Annotated in this window: 11 protein-coding genes; all 11 read left to right on the forward strand. The window is 32.1% G+C overall.

Annotated features, from left to right (window positions below; all coding sequences use genetic code 11):
* Positions 1 to 4: 4 nt before the first annotated feature.
* The 11 genes from WHD54_RS08590 (at position 5) to WHD54_RS08640 (ending at position 19,829) form a co-directional block, all read left to right on the forward strand.
* Positions 5 to 1,585 carry a RagB/SusD family nutrient uptake outer membrane protein gene (locus WHD54_RS08590; RefSeq protein WP_088323819.1) on the forward strand — a complete coding sequence of 527 codons (1,581 nt, stop codon included), beginning with the start codon at positions 5 to 7 and terminating at the stop codon, positions 1,583 to 1,585.
* 21 nt (positions 1,586 to 1,606) lie between these two features.
* Positions 1,607 to 3,232: a glycoside hydrolase gene (locus tag WHD54_RS08595; protein ID WP_088323818.1), complete on the forward strand. Its 1,626-nt coding sequence runs from the start codon at positions 1,607 to 1,609 to the stop codon at positions 3,230 to 3,232.
* A gap of 41 nt (positions 3,233 to 3,273) precedes the next feature.
* Complete coding sequence (locus WHD54_RS08600) at positions 3,274 to 4,710, forward strand: hypothetical protein (protein ID WP_088323817.1); 1,437 nt, start codon at positions 3,274 to 3,276, stop codon at positions 4,708 to 4,710.
* Positions 4,711 to 4,836: 126 nt separating this feature from the next.
* Positions 4,837 to 6,396, forward strand: coding sequence for a glycoside hydrolase (locus WHD54_RS08605; RefSeq protein WP_088323816.1), 1,560 nt, complete (start codon positions 4,837 to 4,839; stop codon positions 6,394 to 6,396).
* Positions 6,397 to 6,410: 14 nt separating this feature from the next.
* Positions 6,411 to 8,021 carry a sulfatase gene (locus WHD54_RS08610; protein ID WP_088323815.1) on the forward strand — a complete coding sequence of 537 codons (1,611 nt, stop codon included), beginning with the start codon at positions 6,411 to 6,413 and terminating at the stop codon, positions 8,019 to 8,021.
* A 50-nt stretch (positions 8,022 to 8,071) separates the two neighbouring features.
* Entirely contained in the window at positions 8,072 to 9,475 is a 1,404-nt protein-coding gene (locus WHD54_RS08615) for a sugar porter family MFS transporter (RefSeq protein WP_088323814.1), read from the forward strand.
* Positions 9,476 to 9,520: 45 nt separating this feature from the next.
* The gene (locus WHD54_RS08620) at positions 9,521 to 10,213 is read left to right on the forward strand and encodes an SGNH/GDSL hydrolase family protein (protein WP_088323813.1); all 693 of its coding nucleotides are present in this window, start codon (positions 9,521 to 9,523) and stop codon (positions 10,211 to 10,213) included.
* Positions 10,214 to 10,235: 22 nt separating this feature from the next.
* Positions 10,236 to 13,076, forward strand: coding sequence for a glycoside hydrolase family 2 protein (locus WHD54_RS08625; protein WP_088323812.1), 2,841 nt, complete (start codon positions 10,236 to 10,238; stop codon positions 13,074 to 13,076).
* A gap of 37 nt (positions 13,077 to 13,113) precedes the next feature.
* Positions 13,114 to 16,413 carry a DUF5107 domain-containing protein gene (locus WHD54_RS08630; RefSeq protein WP_088323811.1) on the forward strand — a complete coding sequence of 1,100 codons (3,300 nt, stop codon included), beginning with the start codon at positions 13,114 to 13,116 and terminating at the stop codon, positions 16,411 to 16,413.
* A gap of 14 nt (positions 16,414 to 16,427) precedes the next feature.
* Positions 16,428 to 17,939, forward strand: coding sequence for a sulfatase family protein (locus WHD54_RS08635; RefSeq protein WP_198943148.1), 1,512 nt, complete (start codon positions 16,428 to 16,430; stop codon positions 17,937 to 17,939).
* A 6-nt stretch (positions 17,940 to 17,945) separates the two neighbouring features.
* Positions 17,946 to 19,829, forward strand: a complete 1,884-nt coding sequence (locus tag WHD54_RS08640; protein WP_088323809.1) for a sulfatase family protein — start codon at positions 17,946 to 17,948, stop codon at positions 19,827 to 19,829.
* The last annotated feature ends 2 nt before the right edge of the window (positions 19,830 to 19,831 follow it).

Here is a 19,831-nt window from a genome sequence, read left to right on the forward strand (position 1 = left end):
AATTATGAAAAAACTTATTTTATTTTTAGGATTTTGTATTGCTTTTCTTAACGTAAGTTGCGATGCAGACAAAATATTAGATCAACCTTTACAAGGTAGACAGCAATTAGATGATTTTTTCTCATCATCAGAAAATGCGGAGTTATTTGTCAATAGTATTTACCAAATGGTTAATGGGACAAATTGGAATCAAGTAAATTTTCAGCGTCAAATTAACGAAATGGCTTCTGATGATAATTGGGCAGGAAATACAAGGCAACCAAGACCAGATATTACTGGTATAGCACAATATAACGTATTTCCTGGTTCTACTTACTTCAATTTATTTTGGGAAAACCATTACATAGGTATAACAAGGGCTAATATAGCTCTAGATAGAGTTCCTGAGGTAGAAATTGATGATGAAACAAAAGCTAGATTAATTGCGGAAGCAAAGTTTTTAAGAGCGTTCTTTTATTTTGATTTAGTTAGAAACTTTGGAGGCGTGCCTATTGTAACTACGTACAATGAGATTTTAGAACCAACAATTAATGATAAAGTTAGATCTTCTGTAGCAGAAGTTTATGATTTTATTGAGTCAGATTTAAAAGATGCCATGAATTCATTGCCATTAAGAAGTCAGCAAACTCTTGGGCAATCAGGAAGAGCAACTAAAGGTGCGGTACAATCTTTATTGGCAAAGGTGTATCTCTTTGAAGAAAAATGGGCAGAAGCTCAAGCTATGGCAAAAACCGTTATGGATTCAGGGGAGTATAGTTTAGAGGCAGATTTTGCTGATGTTTATAAAGTAGGTAATTTAAATGGTGTTGAAACTATTTTTGAAATTCAATATATTAATAACCCAACATTTAATGGTGTTGGTGGTCAGTTTTCCATTACTAATGGAAGTCGTGGAGATCGTGGTTGGGGATGGGCATCACCTTCAAGTGACTTGGAAAATGCTTTTTTAAGTGAAGGTGATAATATTAGGTTAAGATCTACGATTATAAAACACGGAGAACCTGTTTTTGGTGATCCTGCAGTAACTTCATTTGATGGAAAGCCAAGTGAAAATAAATCTGGTCGTACAAACAGAAAGTATTACATTCCAACAGATGAAAGACCAGATCCATATCAAAGAGGTCAATTGCCATTACATTACATTCATTTAAGGTTAGCAGATGTTATTTTAATTCATGCAGAAGCTGCTTATTTTAATGGAGATGAGGCAGCTGCTAAAAGCTCTTTGCAATTGGTTAGAGATCGAGTTCAATTGCCTTCTAAAAATAATTTATCTGGAGACGCTTTAAGAGATGCAATATGGAAAGAAAGAAGATTAGAGTTGGCTTTAGAACAGCATAGGCTTTATGATCTTAGAAGACAAAAAATAAATGGAGTTCCTAGAATTGCTTTAATACTGGGGCCAAATGGTTCTTTTGTAAAGTACAATACAGAGGTAAGTACAGATCCTTTTGAGACAACTAATTTATTGGAACCTCAAAATAGTGGAGCATTATTTGATCCTAATATTCACTTATTATGGCCAATACCACCAGAAGAGATTCAATTGTCTAGAGGTAATATCGTGCAGAATCCTGGATATTAATTCGGTTTTAATAAATACAATATGTTAAATAAGTATTTTAATTATTTTTTTGGAGTAGTTTTTAGTTTGGTTTTTGTGGGCTGTAGTCAAGATATGGCTACAGATCCAAATGACCCAAAATTTGATGTTCCTGAAGAAGGTATAATACTTAATATTAATAACACATTTCAAGTTATAGATCATTTTGGTGCTTCAGGTGGTTTTCAAGATCAATGGGTCGGAAAATGGCCTGATGCATCCAAAAATAAAGTGGCTGAATTGCTTTTTAGTTCAGATACTGATGTGCAAGGTAATCCTAAAGGAATTGGTTTGTCTTTATGGAGAACAATTATAGGTGATGGAGCAGCTGATCAAGTTAATAGTGGTTTTTCTGCATCCAATTGGTTTAGAGAAACAGAGTGTTATTTAGATACTTCCGGAAATTATAATTGGTCAAAACAGCAGGGAGAGCAGTGGTTTATGAATAAAGCAAGAGAATTTGGAGTTTCTAAATTTACTACATGGGCAACAGCACCTCCTTATTTTATGTCTAAAAATGGTTATGTTTTTAGTACTTCAGATGTGAGTAATTTTAATTGTAAGCCAGAAAATTATGCTAAATATGCAGATTTTTTAGCAACTGTAGTGAAGTATTATGAAGATCAAGGTTTTAATATTACAACTGTATGTCCTTTTAATGAAACTCAATATCAATGGAATGCAGCTGCAGGTTCTGCTCAGCAATCAGGAACAAGGGCAACAAATGCAGAAATAGCTCAAGTAACTAAAATTATCGATAACGCATTTACTCAAAAAGGTGTAAAAGCAAAAATTATGCTTCCAGAAGCAGCGCAACTAAAATATTTGTTTGAAGGTGGTAATAACACTAGTAATCAGGTTAATGATTTTTTTAGTGAGTCTAGTTCAAATTATATTGGAAATTTAAAAAACTTATCTAAATACATAGCGGGTCACAGTTATTTTAGTAACGGTACTACTCAAGAGTCTTTAAGACAAAGAAAAACGTTAAAAACAACTTTAGCAAATTACAACTTAGATTATTGGCAGACAGAATATAGTCTATTAGGTACTGGTTATCAACAAGGTTTAGATGTTTCAACTTTTTCAGAAATTGATTATGCATTATGGATGGCTAGAATCATTCATACTGATTTAGCTTTTGGAAATGCTACAGGTTGGAGTTTTTGGACGGCTTTAAATCAATCGACTTTTGGAGATCATCCTTTCCGCTTTAATTTAATTCTATATCAACCAAATTCAAACAGTCCTGCACATACCGATGGTACTTTTACTCCTAATAAACTTCTTTGGGCGTTAGGTAATTATAGTAGGTTTGTTAAACCAGGAATGGAAAGGTTTGAGGTTGTTGATGCAGATTACAATGATGAAACATCGGTTGAAAACTTTATGATTTCAGGTTACAAAAATCAAAATACAAAAGAAATTGTATTGGTATGTGTTAATAACACCGATACAAACAGAGATTTAAAATTAGAAAATTATAGTACAGATTTTGAAGTTAAGGGAGATGCTTTTGAGGTATATACAACTTCAAATTCAAGTAATCTGAGAAAATCTACATCCTCTGTAGAGTCTGTTAGTATTCCAAAGAAATCTATAGTAACATTAAAAGCAGTCTTAAAGTAAGTCTCGCTGAAAAAAATTAATTAAAATAAAATTAGTACAACATGAAAAAGCATATCGAATTGAGATCTTTTTTTTTAGTTATAATATTTGGCCTTTTTGTTTTCGCTTGTTCAAGTGAGGGAGGTACAGATCCCAACGATCCTATTTTTGATGATATTGGTGATGGAGGTGGTGTTTCAGGTGATATAGCTTTTGATATAACACTTAAAGTTGATGCAACTGATGGTGTAAATATAAATCCAGATATATTTGGAGTAAATAATGATTGGAGGAGAGTGCCGAATACGGGTTTTTCTACTTTTACAAATACGCTTGAAGATATGGGGTTAAATTCTAAAGTTTTTAGATTTCCTGGTGGTTGGGAGTCAGAATTTTATGCTTGGACAAGTAATACAACTCCTAATTGGAACGACGCTCCAGCAGAACCTGGGGCTTCTGTATCTGCACTAAAAGAGAACTTCAATAATTACAGTATAGTAATTCCTACTGTAGATGCTATGAATGCAAACCCTGGTTCTTCTCAATGGAACAATGCAGTACGAAAGTTAGAGCAAGTTGCAGAAAATGCGATTGAAGCATCAGGTATTGATAATGGTATTGTAGAGATTGGTAATGAGTGGTGGTTACAATGGGCAGGAGGTGTCTCTAGGGCTCAGAAGTTAGATAAATATGTAAAAGTTGCTATGGAAATTGCAGAGCATTTAGATGAAAAATTCCCAAATCACACCTTTAAGCTTTTAGTGAATGGTGATTATACTTTTCCTGATGAGTTTACAACGATGAAGCAGAAATTTACAAAAGCATACGATGTTATAGATGGTGTGGCTTTACATACTTATACAGGGTATACAACAAATACACACAATATAAAAGACTTAGAAAAAAGAATAATAGATTGTGCTAATAACTTCAACCCAAACAAAAATTTCAAGTATTTGTCAGAGTGGATGCCCTCTAGAGACTATAATGAAAGAGCGCTTTATATGGAGGCAGCTAATATTATTCCAGATATAATTCATATTTACGCAAGATCTGGTTCTGAAGCAGCAGCTTATTGGCCACCAGTAAACACTCCTGTTCCAGGTTTAGGTTTAACGAATTGGAATTTTTCTAAAATTTTCCCAACAGGTCAGATTTTAGGTGAAATGGCAAGTGAATATAAAGGTAAGGCATTAAAAACAACATCTAATACATTTCATATTGCAGCAGCTTTACAAGATGCAAGCACTATGGTTTTATATGTTACAGGAGCTAAAGAAAGTAGTAAAAAAGTTGGAGTCAAAGTAGATGGATTTACCATAACTTCTATAGAAAGCGTTCATCGTTTTGTTCCTTTTGATTATAATGATACAGCCAAAGCAGAACCATATATAACAGAAGTAGCTTCTGCAAAATTATCTTCAAATAATGAAGTAGTTTTTGATATAAATAAAGAGGGTTTACATCAAATATATAAAATTATTTTAAAGGGTAACTAGTTCTTTAATATAAGTGTTTTTGTCCATATTTGTGCTCTTGATGTCTATTTTTATTAATTGATGTTTTGTTAATTTTGTTAATGAAATACCCTGGTAAATTAGGTTTCTAGTAATTTTTTACAATAAATGAATAAGAGTAGTATTTTATATGTTTTTATAATTTTTATTTTTCTGATAAATTGTGAGTCTAAAGCTCAACAACAAGTTTCAAAAATAAATATTAATTCTAAAGAAATATATCAAACAATTGAAGGTTTTGGTGCGTCTGATGCATGGAGATGTCAATTTGTTGGTAAAAATTGGCCTGAACAAAAAAGAAAAAAAATAGCCAGGTTACTTTTTAGTCAAGAAGTTGACAAACAAGGAAACCCAGAAGGAATTGGATTATCAATTTGGAGATTTTATATAGGTGCAGGAACAACCGAACAAAAAGATAGTTCTTATATAGAAAATGAATGGAGAAGAAGTGAATCTTTTTTAGATGTTAAAGGAAATTATGATTGGACAAAACAGAAAGGGCAACAATGGTTTTTAAATTCAGCTAAAAAATATGGAGTAGATCAATTTTTAGCATTTTCTATTTCAGCTCCCGTTCAATGGACAAAAAACGGAAAAGGTTTTAATGGCGATAATAAAGATGGAGAGATAAATTTAAAACCAGAGCATTTTGATGATTACGCTCAGTTTATGGTTGAGTTTTTAAAACACTTCAAATCTAAAGGAATTGCTTTTGATTATTTAAGTCCAATTAACGAACCACAATGGGATTGGGAAAAAAAATCGCAAGAAGGAACACCAGCAACCAATGCTAATATTTTAAAAATTTCAAAATCATTAAATCAGAAAATAGAAGAAAATAATCTATCAACAAAGATTGTATTAGGAGAAGCTGCAGATTTACGTTGGTTGTATTCAGATTTTGGTAAACCAGAAAGAGGAAATCAAATAGAGTACTTTTTCAATCCCAATAATAAAATAGAAAATGTAAAACAAACCATTTCAGGACACAGTTATTTTACAACCTGGCCAGTAGATAGTTTAATATCGATCAGAAAAAAATTAAATACTAAACTAAAAGCGTACAACCTAAATTATTGGCAAAGTGAGTTTTGTATCCTTGAAAATACAGATGACATTGGAGGAGGATGGAAAAGAGATTTAGGTATAAATACGGCACTTTATGTAGCACGTGTAATTCATGCAGATTTAACTATTGCAAATGCAAGTTCTTGGCAGTGGTGGACAGCCTTAACAAATGCCAACTTTAAAGACGGTTTAATTTATTTAGATACAGGAGATCAAAAAGATTTATACAATTTGAATAAAATGAAATCGGATGGAAATTTCCATGATTCTAAATTATTATGGGCTTTTGGTAATTTTTCAAGATTTATTAGGCCTAACATGCAACGTATAAAGATTCAATTAAATGAAAAGAAAACATTAAAAAAACAATATAAAGATTTAATGTTGTCTGCTTATATAGATAAGAAGACGTCAAAATTAGTAATCGTTGCCATAAATTACAGTGATACTGATAAAACTATTGATTTTTCAGGTTATAACATTCAAGCTAAATACGAAACATCAAAAGATAAAAATTTAGAACATCAAAAAGTAACGAAACAAATAATAACAGTAAGTGGACGTTCAGTAAATACATTAATAGGTAGTACATCCAAATAAAAATACATCAGTAAATGAAATTTAAAAATAATTTTTTAGAATCAGTTTTAAGCCTTTGTTTAGTTGCCATTTTATTAAATGGCTGTAAGGATAAAGAGGGGAAAAGTAATAATAGTACTCAAAAAAAACCGAATATCGTTTTTATTTTGGCAGATGATCTTGGTGCTCATGATTTAAGCTATTCAGGTAGTAAATATTATGAAACTCCAAATATTGATGCTATTGCCAATGAAGGAGTACAATTTACCCAAGGATATGCTGCAGCTCAAGTATGTAGCCCATCTAGAGCAAGTTTAATGACAGGGCAATACACTGCTCGTCATGGAGTAACAGATTGGATTGGTGCCGCAACTGGAAAAAAATGGGGAGATTATTACAACACTAAAGTGATGCCACCAGAGTATGCTCATGCTTTGCCAGAAGAGAGTATTACAATTGCGGAAGCTTTAAAACAAAACGGATACAAAACTTTTTTTGCAGGAAAATGGCATATAGGTGATGAACCTTATTCACCAGAAAATAATGGATTTGATATTAATATTGGTGGATGGGAAGTAGGTGGACCAAAAGGAGGATATTATGCTCCTTGGAGAAATCCAAAGTTAGATTACAAATACGAAGGAGAGAATTTAACTAAGCGATTGGCTTTAGAAACTGCAGATTTTATTTCAACTAATAAAGACGAACCATTTTTTGCTTTCTTGTCCTTTTACGCAGTTCATGGTCCTATTCAAACTACACAAGAAAAATGGAGTAAATATAGAAATAAAGCAGAAGCTCAAGGTATACCTGAGTCTGGTTTTGAAATGGAGGCAAGATTACCTATCAGAAATGTACAAGATAATCCTATTTACGCAGGTTTAGTAGAATCTATGGATGATGCTGTTGGTGTTGTTTTAAAAAGATTAAAAGAATTAGGAATTGATGATAATACAATAATAGTCTTTACTTCTGATAATGGAGGGGTTGCTAGTGGAGATGCATTTTCTACGACTAATTTTCCATTAAGAGGAGGAAAAGGATATCAATGGGAAGGTGGTATTAGAGAGCCTTATTTGATCAAAGCACCAATGTTAAAAAACACACCTAAATCTATTGGTTATCCTGTTTCAGGTATCGATTTTTATCCTACACTTTTAGATTTAGTTGGTGCTAAGAAAGATCCTAAACAGATTATAGATGGAGTAAGTTTAGTGCCATTATTAAAAGGAAAACCTCTAGATACAAGACCATTATTTTGGCATTATCCTCATTATGGTAATCAAGGAGGTGACCCTGTAAGTATCATCAGAAAAGAAGAGTATAAATTGATTCACTATTGGGAAGATGGGCATGATGAGTTATATGATTTATCAAATGATCCAGGAGAGAAAAATGATATTTCTAAAAAAGAAGAAGTAATTGCTAAAAGTTTAAGAGTAGAGTTAGATACATATTTAGAAAATATGAATGCTAAAATACCTGAAGTTTATGCCGATTATGATGCAGCTAAAGCAGCAAAAAAACAAGAGGAAAGAAGAACAAAAATGCTACAACGTTTAGAAAAACAGCGTAAAAACTTTTTGAGTAAAGATTTTGATCCTAAGAATAACTGGTACGACAGTAGCTTAAATACAAAAGATTAAGAAATAAACAATACCAGACAATTACAATTAATCGACCAAAATCACAATTTATGTCTAAAACTAAATTTAACTTTACCTACCTTCTTTTTTTAGCACTAGTTTCTGCTATGGGAGGGTTTCTCTTTGGCTACGATTGGGTAGTTATAGGAGGAGCAAAACCATTTTACGAACTCTTTTTTGATATTAGTTCACAACCAACATTACAAGGTTGGGCAATGAGTAGTGCGTTAATTGGCTGTATTTTTGGGGCAGTTATCTCTGGTTTTGTCGCGGATAAATTTGGTAGAAAACAACCTTTAATTTTAGCTGCAGCTTTGTTTACGTTATCTGCATTTGGTACAGGTTATGTAAATGAATTTACTCCCTTTATAATTTATCGTCTTATAGGTGGTTTAGGTATTGGCTTAGCGTCTACTTTATCGCCAATGTATATTGCAGAAATAGCACCAGCAAAATATAGAGGACAATTTGTGGCAATTAATCAATTAACACTAGTAATAGGAATTTTAGCTGCACAGGTTGCTAACCTTTTTATTGCAGAAGCTATACCAGATGGTTTTTCGCCTGAAATGATTTTAGGTTCGTGGAACGGTCAAACCGGATGGCGTTGGATGTTTTGGGCAGAATTGATTCCTGCAGTTTTATTTTTTGGTTTGTTGTTTATTGTACCTAAAAGTCCAAGATTTTTAGTAAAAATAAACAATAATGATACTGCCAAATTGGTTTTATCTAGAATAGGTGGAACTAGTTATGCAGAAGAAGAGTTAGCTAATATTAAGCAAACACTTCAAGAAGGAAGTACTTCAAAAATTAGTTTTTCTGATTTTAAAAGTCCAAAGATTAAACCGATTCTAATTATAGGTGTTGTTTTGGCAATATTCCAACAGTGGTGTGGTATCAATATTATTTTCAATTATGCTGAAGAAATTTTTACAGCAGCAGGTTATAGTGTTGGAGATATGTTATTTAACATTGTTATTACTGGTAGTGTAAACCTGATATTTACACTTGTTGCAATGCGAACTGTAGATAGTTGGGGTCGTAGAAAATTAATGCTATTAGGTTCTATTGGTTTAGGTGTTGTATACATCATTTTAGGAGGAGCTTATTATATGGAGTTTACTGGGTTACCTGTTTTAATTTTAGTGATTACTGCAATTGCAATTTATTCGATGTCTCTAGCACCAATTACTTGGGTAGTTTTATCTGAAATCTTTCCAAATAAAATAAGAGGTGTAGCAATGTCTATCGCAACATTTTCACTATGGGTAGCTTCATTTATATTAACCTTCACTTTTCCAATTTTAAATGATGCTTTAGGAGCTTCAGGTACATTTTGGGTATATGGATTCATCTGTATTGCAGGGTTTTTATTTATAAAAAATAAATTACCAGAAACAAAAGGAAAAAGCTTAGAAGAAATAGAGTTAGAACTAACAAAAGATAAAGAGTAAATGATAAAATTAAAAAATTATATAACTCTGATTGCTATATTTTCAATGAGTTTAAACTTTGTTTGTGCGCAAGAATTTTCTAATTCAAATAAGGATATTGTAAAGCATTATTTAGATTCACTAAAAAAAGAATTAAAAGTAAAGTGGCCAAAAAATAGAACTATTAATCTAGTTTTTCACGGGCATTCTGTTCCTACAGGTTATACTACAAGAGGTGTTATAGATCGCTCAAATTCTTATCCATACAGAACCTTAAAAAAGGTCAACGACTTTTATCCGTATTCTGTGGTAAATACCATCACAACTTCAATTGGTGGAGAACAAGCAGAACAAGGAGCAAAACGTTTTAAAGCTGAGGTGTTAAATCATAGGCCAGATGTACTTTTTATTGATTACGGATTAAATGATAGAAGTATTGGTTTAGAACGAGCAAAAATTGCTTGGGAGCAAATGATAAAAGAAGCCTTGCATTATGGAACAAAAGTAATTTTGCTAACTCCTACACCAGATTTAAAAGAAGATATTTCTTCAAACGAGACTCCTTTAGCGAAACATAGTGAACAAATTAGGGCTTTGGCAAAAAAATATAAAGTGGGTTTGGTTGATAGTTACAAGTTATTTAAAGACTTAGCAGTAATTCAACCATTAAGAGGGTATATGTCTCAAAACAATCATATCAATCAAAAAGGACATCAATTTGTTGCTGATGCTATTTTCGAATATTTCAAAATACACTAATACAAGAAAGAAGATAAACTAAATGAAGTTATTAAAAACCATAAAAATTATTACTATTTGCTCATTTTTATTAGCACTCAATGCTTGTAAAGATAAAGAGCAAATACAAATAGATTTATCTGGTAATTGGAGTTTTAAAATTGATTCTTTAAATGTTGGTGAAAAGCAAAACTGGTTTTTAGATAATCTATCAGATACTATCAAGTTGCCAGGTTCTATGGCAGAAAATGGTAAAGGAAATGATATTACTGTAAACACGAATTATACAGGTAATATGTGGAATGATAGTTTGTGGTATACAGACCCAAAAATGGCAAAGTATAGAGAAGAAGGAAATATTAAAATTCCTTTTTGGTTGCAACCTGTTAAAGATTATAAAGGAGCTGCTTGGTATCAAAAAACAGTAACTATTCCAGAAAATTGGAATGGTAAAACCATCAAGCTGCATTTAGAACGTGTGCACTGGGAGTCTACAGTTTGGATAGATAACAAAAAAGTAGGCATGCAAAATAGTCTAGCCACAGCACATAATTATGATTTAAGTGATTTCTTAACTTCAGGAGTTCATACTATTTCTATTCGAGTTGATAATAGCATTAAAAACATTAATGTTGGTAAAGATGCCCATAGTATTTCTGATAACACACAGACAAACTGGAATGGTATTGTTGGTGGTATTAAGCTTAACGTTTCTCCTAAATTGTCATTAGGGGTAGTAAAATTGTATCCAAATGTTTCTGCTAATTCAGTGAAAGTAGTTGCCCAAATACAAGGTAACACAGAAAATGTTAAACCAGAATTAACGCTTCAAGTTAGTGAAAAATCAAATAAAAAAAATACTATAAAAGCAGTTATAAAAGATATACAACTAGATGTTGATAATAAAGTTGTTGTAAATTTTGATATGGGAGAGAACCCTAAGCTTTGGGATGAATTCAACCCAAATCTTTATGAGATGCAGCTTGTTTTAAAATCTAATAAAACTGTTGATGCAAAACGTATAGATTTTGGTATGCGAGAGTTTAAAGCTGATGGAACTATTTTTAAAATAAATAACCGCCCTATATATTTAAGAGGAACTCTAGAGTGTGCAATTTTTCCAAAAACGGGCTATCCTCCAACAGATGTAGATTCGTGGAAACGAATTCTAAAAATTATTAAATCACATGGATTAAATCATGTTCGTTTTCACTCTTGGTGTCCACCTGAAGCAGCATTTATAGCAGCTGATGAAATGGGCGTGTATATTCAAGCAGAAGCATCTGCTTGGTTAGCTAATTTAGGAGATGGAACACCAGTTGATAAATGGTTGTATAAAGAAGGTGAAGCGATTATTGATGCTTATGGAAATCATCCTTCTTTTGTTTTAATGACTTATGGAAATGAGCCTAGTGGAAAATATCACAAAGAATATTTAACCAAATACGTAAATCATTTTAAAAATTTAGATAACAGACGTTTGTATACAAGTGGTGCAGGGTATCCGTATTTGCCAAATATGGATTATTATAATCATAGAGGTCCTAGAATTCAAGGTTGGAATGAAAATTTAAAAAGCGTAATTAATGCCAAAGCTCCTCAAACAGTATTTGATTGGAGCAAGTTTATAGATAAAACCCCAATGCCTTATGTAAGCCATGAAATGGGGCAATGGTGTGTGTATCCTAACTTTAAAGAAATGTCTAAGTACACTGGTGTTTTAAAACCTAAAAACTTTGAAATTTTTAAAGAAAATTTAGAAGAAAATGGGATGAGTGAATTGGCAGAGGATTTTTTGATGGCTTCAGGAAAATTGCAAACCCTTTGTTATAAAGCAGATATTGAAGCGGCTTTAAGAACCAAAGGAATGGCTGGTTTTCAATTACTAGATTTACATGATTTTCCTGGACAAGGGACAGCTTTAGTGGGGGTTTTAGATGCTTTTTGGGATGAAAAAGGATACGTAACTCCAGAAGAATTTAAACAGTTTAGTGGAAAAACAGTTCCGTTAGCGCGTTTAGAAAAAAGAACTTTTGAAAATAAAGAAACTTTATCGGCAACCATTGAAATTGCTCATTTTGGAGAAAAAGCATTGCAAAATGTAACTCCAAAATGGACATTCACAAAGCCTGATGGGAGTATTTTTTCTAAGGGAGAATTAAAAACAACCAACATCCCGTTAGGAAATGGAACTCAATTAGGTGTAATAAATCAATCCTTTAAGAAAATTACTAAAGCCCAAAAATTAACATTAAGTATTGCTGTTAATGAATTTAAAAACAGCTGGGATGTTTGGGTGTATCCTACTGAAAAACCAACAATAGAAACTACAAAAAACTATAAAATAACCAGTAAGTTAGACGAGAAAACATTAGCCTATTTAAAAAATGGTGGAAGTGTTTTGTTAAACATAACCAAAGGAGACATTACTTCAGAATATGGTGGAGAAATTGGAATTGGGTTCTCAAGTATTTTCTGGAATACCTCTTGGACTAAAGAACAGAAACCACATACATTAGGAATCCTTTGTGATCCTAAGCACCCTGCTCTGGCTCATTTTCCAACAGAATACCACTCTAATTGGCAATGGTGGGATGCTATGAGTCATTCTAACGCTATCATTTTTGATGAAATTCCAGAAATTAATCCAATAGTTAGAGTAATTGACGATTGGTTTAAAAACAGAAAAACAGCACTACTTTTTGAAGCTAAAGTAGGTAAAGGAAAACTTCTGTTTTCTGGAATAGACTTACACACAAATTTAGAAGAAAGATTAGAAGCAAAACAGTTATTGTATAGTTTAGAAAACTATGTGTCAAGTGATGCTTTTAATCCTAAAATAGACCTAAAAGAGAAACAATTAAAACAAATGTTAAAGTATTAATACTCACTTTTTTGAGTGTTATGTAAAACAAAGTCATATGAGAACTGTAAAAGCCTGGGAGGAGAAAGTGATGATTCCTACTTATGAAGTTGGAACTCCAGAAAAATATCCTGTTTTTTTAGAAAAACGAGTATATCAAGCAAGTAGTGGAGCAGTATATCCACATCCTGTAATAGAAAAGATTAGCGATACAAAAGTAGATAAAGAATGGGATGCTATTTTTATAGAAAATGATTATATAAAATTAATGATTTTACCTGCTTTAGGTGGAAGAATTCAAAGAGCTTATGATAAAATTCGTAAACGTGACTTTGTATATTATAATCATGTAATAAAACCAGCACTAGTAGGTTTAACTGGTCCTTGGATTTCTGGAGGAATAGAATTCAACTGGCCACAACACCATAGACCAAGTACTTACGACCCAACAGATTTTTATATAGAAGACAATGAAGATGGTAGTAAAACTATTTGGGTAAGCGAATTAGAACGTATGTTCCGTACAAAAGGTATGGCAGGTTTTACCTTACATCCGGATAAAGCTTACATAGAAATTAAAGCGCATTTGTACAACAGAACACCTCATCCACAGACTTTTTTGTGGTGGGCAAATCCTGCTGTAGCAGTTAACGATCATTATCAATCTGTATTTCCTCCTGATGTAAATGCCGTTTTTGACCACGGAAAACGTGATGTTTCTGAATTTCCAATTGCAAAAGGAGAATACTACAAAGTAGATTACGCACCAGGTACAGATATTTCTAGATATAAGAACATTCCAGTGCCAACAAGTTACATGGCAATTACGTCTAAATATGATTTTGTGGGTGGTTATGAAAATGATTCAAAAGGAGGATTATTACACGTAGCAGACCATAATGTTTCACCAGGTAAAAAACAATGGACTTGGGGTAATGGAGAATTTGGAAAAGCTTGGGATCGAAATTTAACAGATGCAGATGGACCATATATCGAATTAATGTGTGGTGTGTACACAGACAATCAACCAGATTTCTCTTGGATGCATCCTTACGAAGAAAAAAGCTTTAAGCAGTATTTTATGCCTTATTATAATGTTGGTGTAGTAAAAAATGCAACAAAAGAGGCTTTAGTAAACCTAGAAATGGTTGATGGTAAAGCTTTAGTAAAAGTTCATGTTACGTCGACTTATAATAACTGTGTAATTACTTTAAAAGCAAATGATACAGTATTGCACGAAGAAGTTTTAAACCTTTCTCCAGAAGTAGGTTTCGAACAATCTGTAGAAATAGGAAGTAATACGTTTGATAATTTACAAATATCAGTAAATGATGCTGCTGGTAAAGTATTGGTTTCTTGGGAACCAGACAAAGATTTATCTGAAGAAATTCCTGAGCCAGCAAAAGCTGCAAAAGATCCTAAAGATATAGATACTGTAGAAGGTTTGTATTTAAGAGGTTTACATTTAGAGCAGTACAGACATGCCACTTTTAATGCCACAGATTATTACGAAGAAGCGTTAAGAAGAGCACCAAAAGATGTGCGTTGTAATAATGCAATGGGGCTTTGGTTTATGCGCAAAGGGCAATTAGAAAAATCTATCAAATATTTTAATACTGCTATTGAAACTTTAACAAGTCATAATCCAAATCCGTATGATGGAGAACCTTATTTTAATAAAGGATTGGCTTTAAATTTCTTAGGTAAAAAAGAAGAAGCCTATGCTAGTTTCTTTAAAGCATGTTGGAATGCACAATGGCAAGATGCAGGTTACTTTAATTTGGCTCAAATAGATTGCTCTAAAGGCGATTTAGAAAAAGCGTTAGACCTTGTAGATAGAGCATTAATTAAAAACTGGCACAATCATAAAGCAAGACATTTAAAAGTTATTATTTTAAGAAAGCAGGGTAAAATTGAAGCAGCTAATAAATTAATAGAAGAATCTTTAGCTATCGATAAGTTCAATTTTGGTATTTTATATGAACGTTATATTTTATCAGAAAAAAAAGAAGATTTAGAGGTTCTTAAACATATTTTAAGAAATAATGCGCATAATTATATTGAGTTTTCTTTAGATTATGCTTCTGCAGGTCAGTTTGATGAAGCTGTTGCTTTATTAAAAGTACATACAGAAGAGAATACTAAGGTTTATCCTATGGTATATTATTTTATGGGATGGTTTTATGACCAAAAAGGGGATCATACAAATGCATTAGAAGCTTATAAAAAAGCATCTCAAATGCCAGATAAATATTGTTTCCCAAATAAAATAGAAGAAGTTTTAGCGTTACAGGCTGCATGTAAAGCAAACCCATCTGATGCTAAAGCATTTTACTATGTAGGTAATTTTTGGTTTGCAAATAGACAATATGTAGAAGCGCAAGAATGTTGGGAAACATCTGTGAAGTTAGATGACCGTTTTGCAATCATTCATCGTAATTTGGCACTGTTGTACTACAACAAAACCAATCAAAAAGAGTTGGCCGTAAAACATCTAGAAAGAGCCTTTAAGATAGATAATTCAGATGCTAGATTGTTAATGGAACTTGATCAATTGTATAAGAAAATAAATGTTTCTATAGACAAGCGTTTATCTCTCTTAGAGCAATATATAGAGTTAACCAATTCTAGAGATGATTTATATTTAGAGCGTATTTCTCTGTATAATTTAAAAGGCGACTTTGAAAAAGCAAAAGAATTGATAGAAAATCGTCAGTTTCATCCTTGGGAAGGAGGAGAAGGTAAAGTGCCATTTCAATATTTAACTTGTTATACAGAACTAGCTAAGAAAAACATCAACCTTAAGAATTTTGATTACGCAATAGAGTTATTAATAGCAGCAAAAACGTATCCTCATAATTTGGGAGAAGGTAAATTACATGGTACAGTTGAAAATGATATTGATTATTGGTTGGGTTGCGCCTATGAAGGTTTAGGAGATAAAGAAACAGCAAAAACTTATTTTGAAATGGCTTCAGAAGGGTTAAGTGATCCTAGTCCTGCAATATTTTATAACGATCAGCAACCAGATAAAATTTTCTACCAAGGTTTAGCTTTACAAAAATTAGGAAAATCTAAAAAAGCAGAAAAGAGATTTGATAATCTCTTAAACTATGGTATAGAGCATATGAACGATAATGTAAAATTAGATTACTTTGCAATTTCACTACCAGATTTATTAATTTGGGAAGAGGATTTAAACGTTATCAACAAAATACATTGTAACTATTTAATTGGTCTTGGTCAATTAGGTAAAGGTAATGATGCTGAGGCTATTGAAGCTTTTGATAAAGTAAAACATACGAACCTATCTCACATACCAGCTAATATTCATGCACAATTGGTTGGTGTTTCATAATATTACTAAACTTCATGAACTTTAAATATTTAATATATTACAGTATTATTTTCTTCCTTATGGGAGTAAATAGTACTGTTTTTTCTCAAAAGAATAAACCCAATATTGTCATCATTTATGTAGACGATTTAGGTTTTGGTGATATTGGAGTAAATGGAGCAATTGGGGTAAAAACACCTTATATAGATACTTTAGCAAAAAATGGTTTAAATCTTACTGATGCACACTGTTCTGCTGCAACTTGTACACCATCTCGTTATTCGTTATTAACAGGTAGTTACGCTTTTAGAAGTAATGCTGCTATTTTAGAGGGTGATGCTCCCTTAATAATAGATCCCCAAAAAGAGACGTTACCAAAAATGTTGCAAAAAGCAGGATATACAACAGGCGTAGTTGGTAAATGGCACTTAGGTTTGGGTAAAGGAAAAATAAACTGGAACAAGCGTATTCCCTTAGGTCCAAAAGAAGTTGGTTTTGATTATAGTTTTTTAATTCCTGCAACTGGAGATAGAGTTCCTACTGTATTTTTGGAAAACCAAGAAGTTGTTGGTTTAGATATTAATGATCCAATAACTGTAAGTTATGGTACTAGAATTGAAGGTTATCCTTGGGGATTTAAACATCCAGAATTATTAAAACAACATACAGATCCTTATCATCAAGGAGCTGTAATTAATGGAATTAGTAGAATTGGTTATATGAAAGGCGGAAAAGATGCGCTTTGGGTTGATGAAGATTTTCCTTTTGTATTAACCAAAACCGCTAAAGGTTTTATAGAAAATCATAAAGAAAAACCATTCTTTTTATATTTTTCTTTGCATGATATTCATCAACCAAGAGTAGCCAATAAAAAATTTGTAGAAAGCAGTACCATGGGGCCTCGTGGAGATGTTATTGCTCAAATGGATTGGTGCGTGGGACAAATTACAGAGAGCTTAAAAGAGCAAAATATTTTAGAGAATACGTTAATCATTTTTACAAGTGATAACGGACCTATTTTAGATGATGGATATGTAGATTATGCTAGAGAATTAGTTGGAGACCATAAACCAGGAGGTATTTTTAGAGGGAGTAAATATTCTGTTTATGAAGCAGGAACAAGAATGCCAACTATAGTACATTGGCCAAAAGAAGTAAAACCAGGTACGAGTTCTGCATTGTTATCTCAAGTAGATTTGTACAAATCTCTGGCTTGTTTAGTAAAGCAAGATGTTGAAAAAGGTGCTGCACCAGATAGTCAAGATTTTTTAAAGTCGTGGTTAGGGAAATCGAATAAAGGGCGTAAATTTTTATTAGAAGAAGCGTATACTTACGGTTTAAGAATGGGAAAGTGGAAATACATACAACCTAAAAAGAAACCTGTACCTAATTGGATTGTTCAAAAATTTGTAGATCCAGGATTTAGAGAAGAAGTGCAATTATTTAATTTGGATGATGATCCATCAGAAAAAAATAATGTAGCTTTAAATTACCCAGAAGTTGTTGCTAAAATGAAGGAAAAATTGAGTAAAATTTTAGGGGAATAGATTTTTATGAAATACGTATTCTACATATTATGCTGTTTAACAATTTTATCTTGTAAAGATAAAGATAAACCAAATGTTTTATGGATAACCATTGAGGATACTTCTCCACAATTTATCGGGTCTTTTGGTAATGAGAACGCTAGTACACCTGTAATAGATAAATTGGCAAAAGAAGGTGTTCGTTTCACCAATGCATTTTCAACAGGTACAGTATGTTCAGCAAGTAGATCTACCATAATTACAGGAGCTAGAACTTTTAGAACAGGTACAGGGCACCAAAGAAGTCAATATCCAATTCCAAATTATATAAAAGGATTTTCTTATTATTTAAAACAACTAGGATATTATACTACTAATAATTCAAAAACAGATTATAATATTGCTAACGAAAGAGAGTTCATAAAAGAAGCTTGGGACGAAAGTTCTAATAAAGCAACTTGGAAAGATAGACAAGAAGGGCAACCTTTTTTTTCAGTATTTAATTTTGCTGAGTCACATCAATCAAGAACCATGTCTTGGTCTTTTAAGCAATATGTAAAGCATGTTTGGAATCATCTACCAGAAGAAGATAGAATAGCCGATAATGCTTTTGAAATGCCTCCTTTTTATAATGACACTCCAGAAATGCGTAAGCAATTTGCAAGAGTTTATAATTCTATTAAATTAACTGATAATAGAATTGGTGAATTACTACAAAAGCTAAAGGATGATGGCTTAAAAGATGATACTATTATTTTCTTTTATGGAGATCATGGAGAAGGAATTCCAAGAGGAAAAACTAATGGAATAAATTTAGGATATAGAGTACCATTTATAGTTTGGTTTCCAGAAAAATACAAGCATTTATCACCTTGGAAAACAGGAGAGGTTTCTGAAGAACTTATTAGTTTTGAAGATTTAGGGCCAAGTATGATAGATTTATTAGGAGGAGAAGTGCCAGAACACATGAAAGGAAAAAAACTTTTCAGTGGTAATTCAAATGATAAGAATGAGTTGTTATTGCTTTCTACAGATCGAGTAGATAATGGCTTAGATTTAGTAAGAAGTGTAACAGATGGAAAGTATATTTATTCAAGAAACTATATGCCATTTATACCAGAAGTGCGTTATATCAATTATTTAGAAATAGCAGATATAACCAAACACATGCGAAAAGACTTAAAAGACGGTAAACTTAATGCATTACAGTCTGGTATTTTTAATGAACGACCATACGAAGTATTATATGATATTGAAAATGATATTTGGGAAGCCAATAATTTAGCTGGTAATCCAAAGTATAAGTCTATTGTTGATAATATGAGGCAATTTATGGATGCTGAGCTTTTAAAGGCGAAAGACATCATGTTTATGCCAGAATATGAAATGGCTAAAATTTCAGAAAAACAAACACCTTACGAATACCGTTTAAAAACATCCGAATATAATTTTGATGAGATTTACAAAGTAGCATCTTTGTCTGGTAAAAAAGGAAAAGATATTACTAAAGCTCAAATAGCCTACTTAAAGCATAAAAATGCTATGGTACGTTATTGGGCAAGTATTGGATTAATGTCTCAAGACAAAGCTTCTTTACAATCTTATCAAAAGCAATTAAATAAATCGCTTTTAGATAATTACCCTCCAGTTTCTATAACGATTTCTGCTTTATTATATCAAAAATTTGATAAAAATAATAAGGCAATAGAAGTTTTAAACAAATATTGTAAGAGTAGCAATCAAGATTGGCAGTTATCCTTAATGAGTATAAATTATATGCTTTATTTTAAAGATAGAAAACCATTTGAAACAGCAGTTGTAGAGCTATTAGAAAGACCTAATCTTAAAGGGCATGTTAAGAGTGCATGCCATGATTTTATCAATAGTCAAAAAATAAAAAACACGATTTAAGC

Origin of the sequence: Polaribacter tangerinus (genome assembly GCF_038024095.1) — a bacterium.
In the GTDB taxonomy this organism is placed as follows: domain Bacteria; phylum Bacteroidota; class Bacteroidia; order Flavobacteriales; family Flavobacteriaceae; genus Polaribacter; species Polaribacter tangerinus.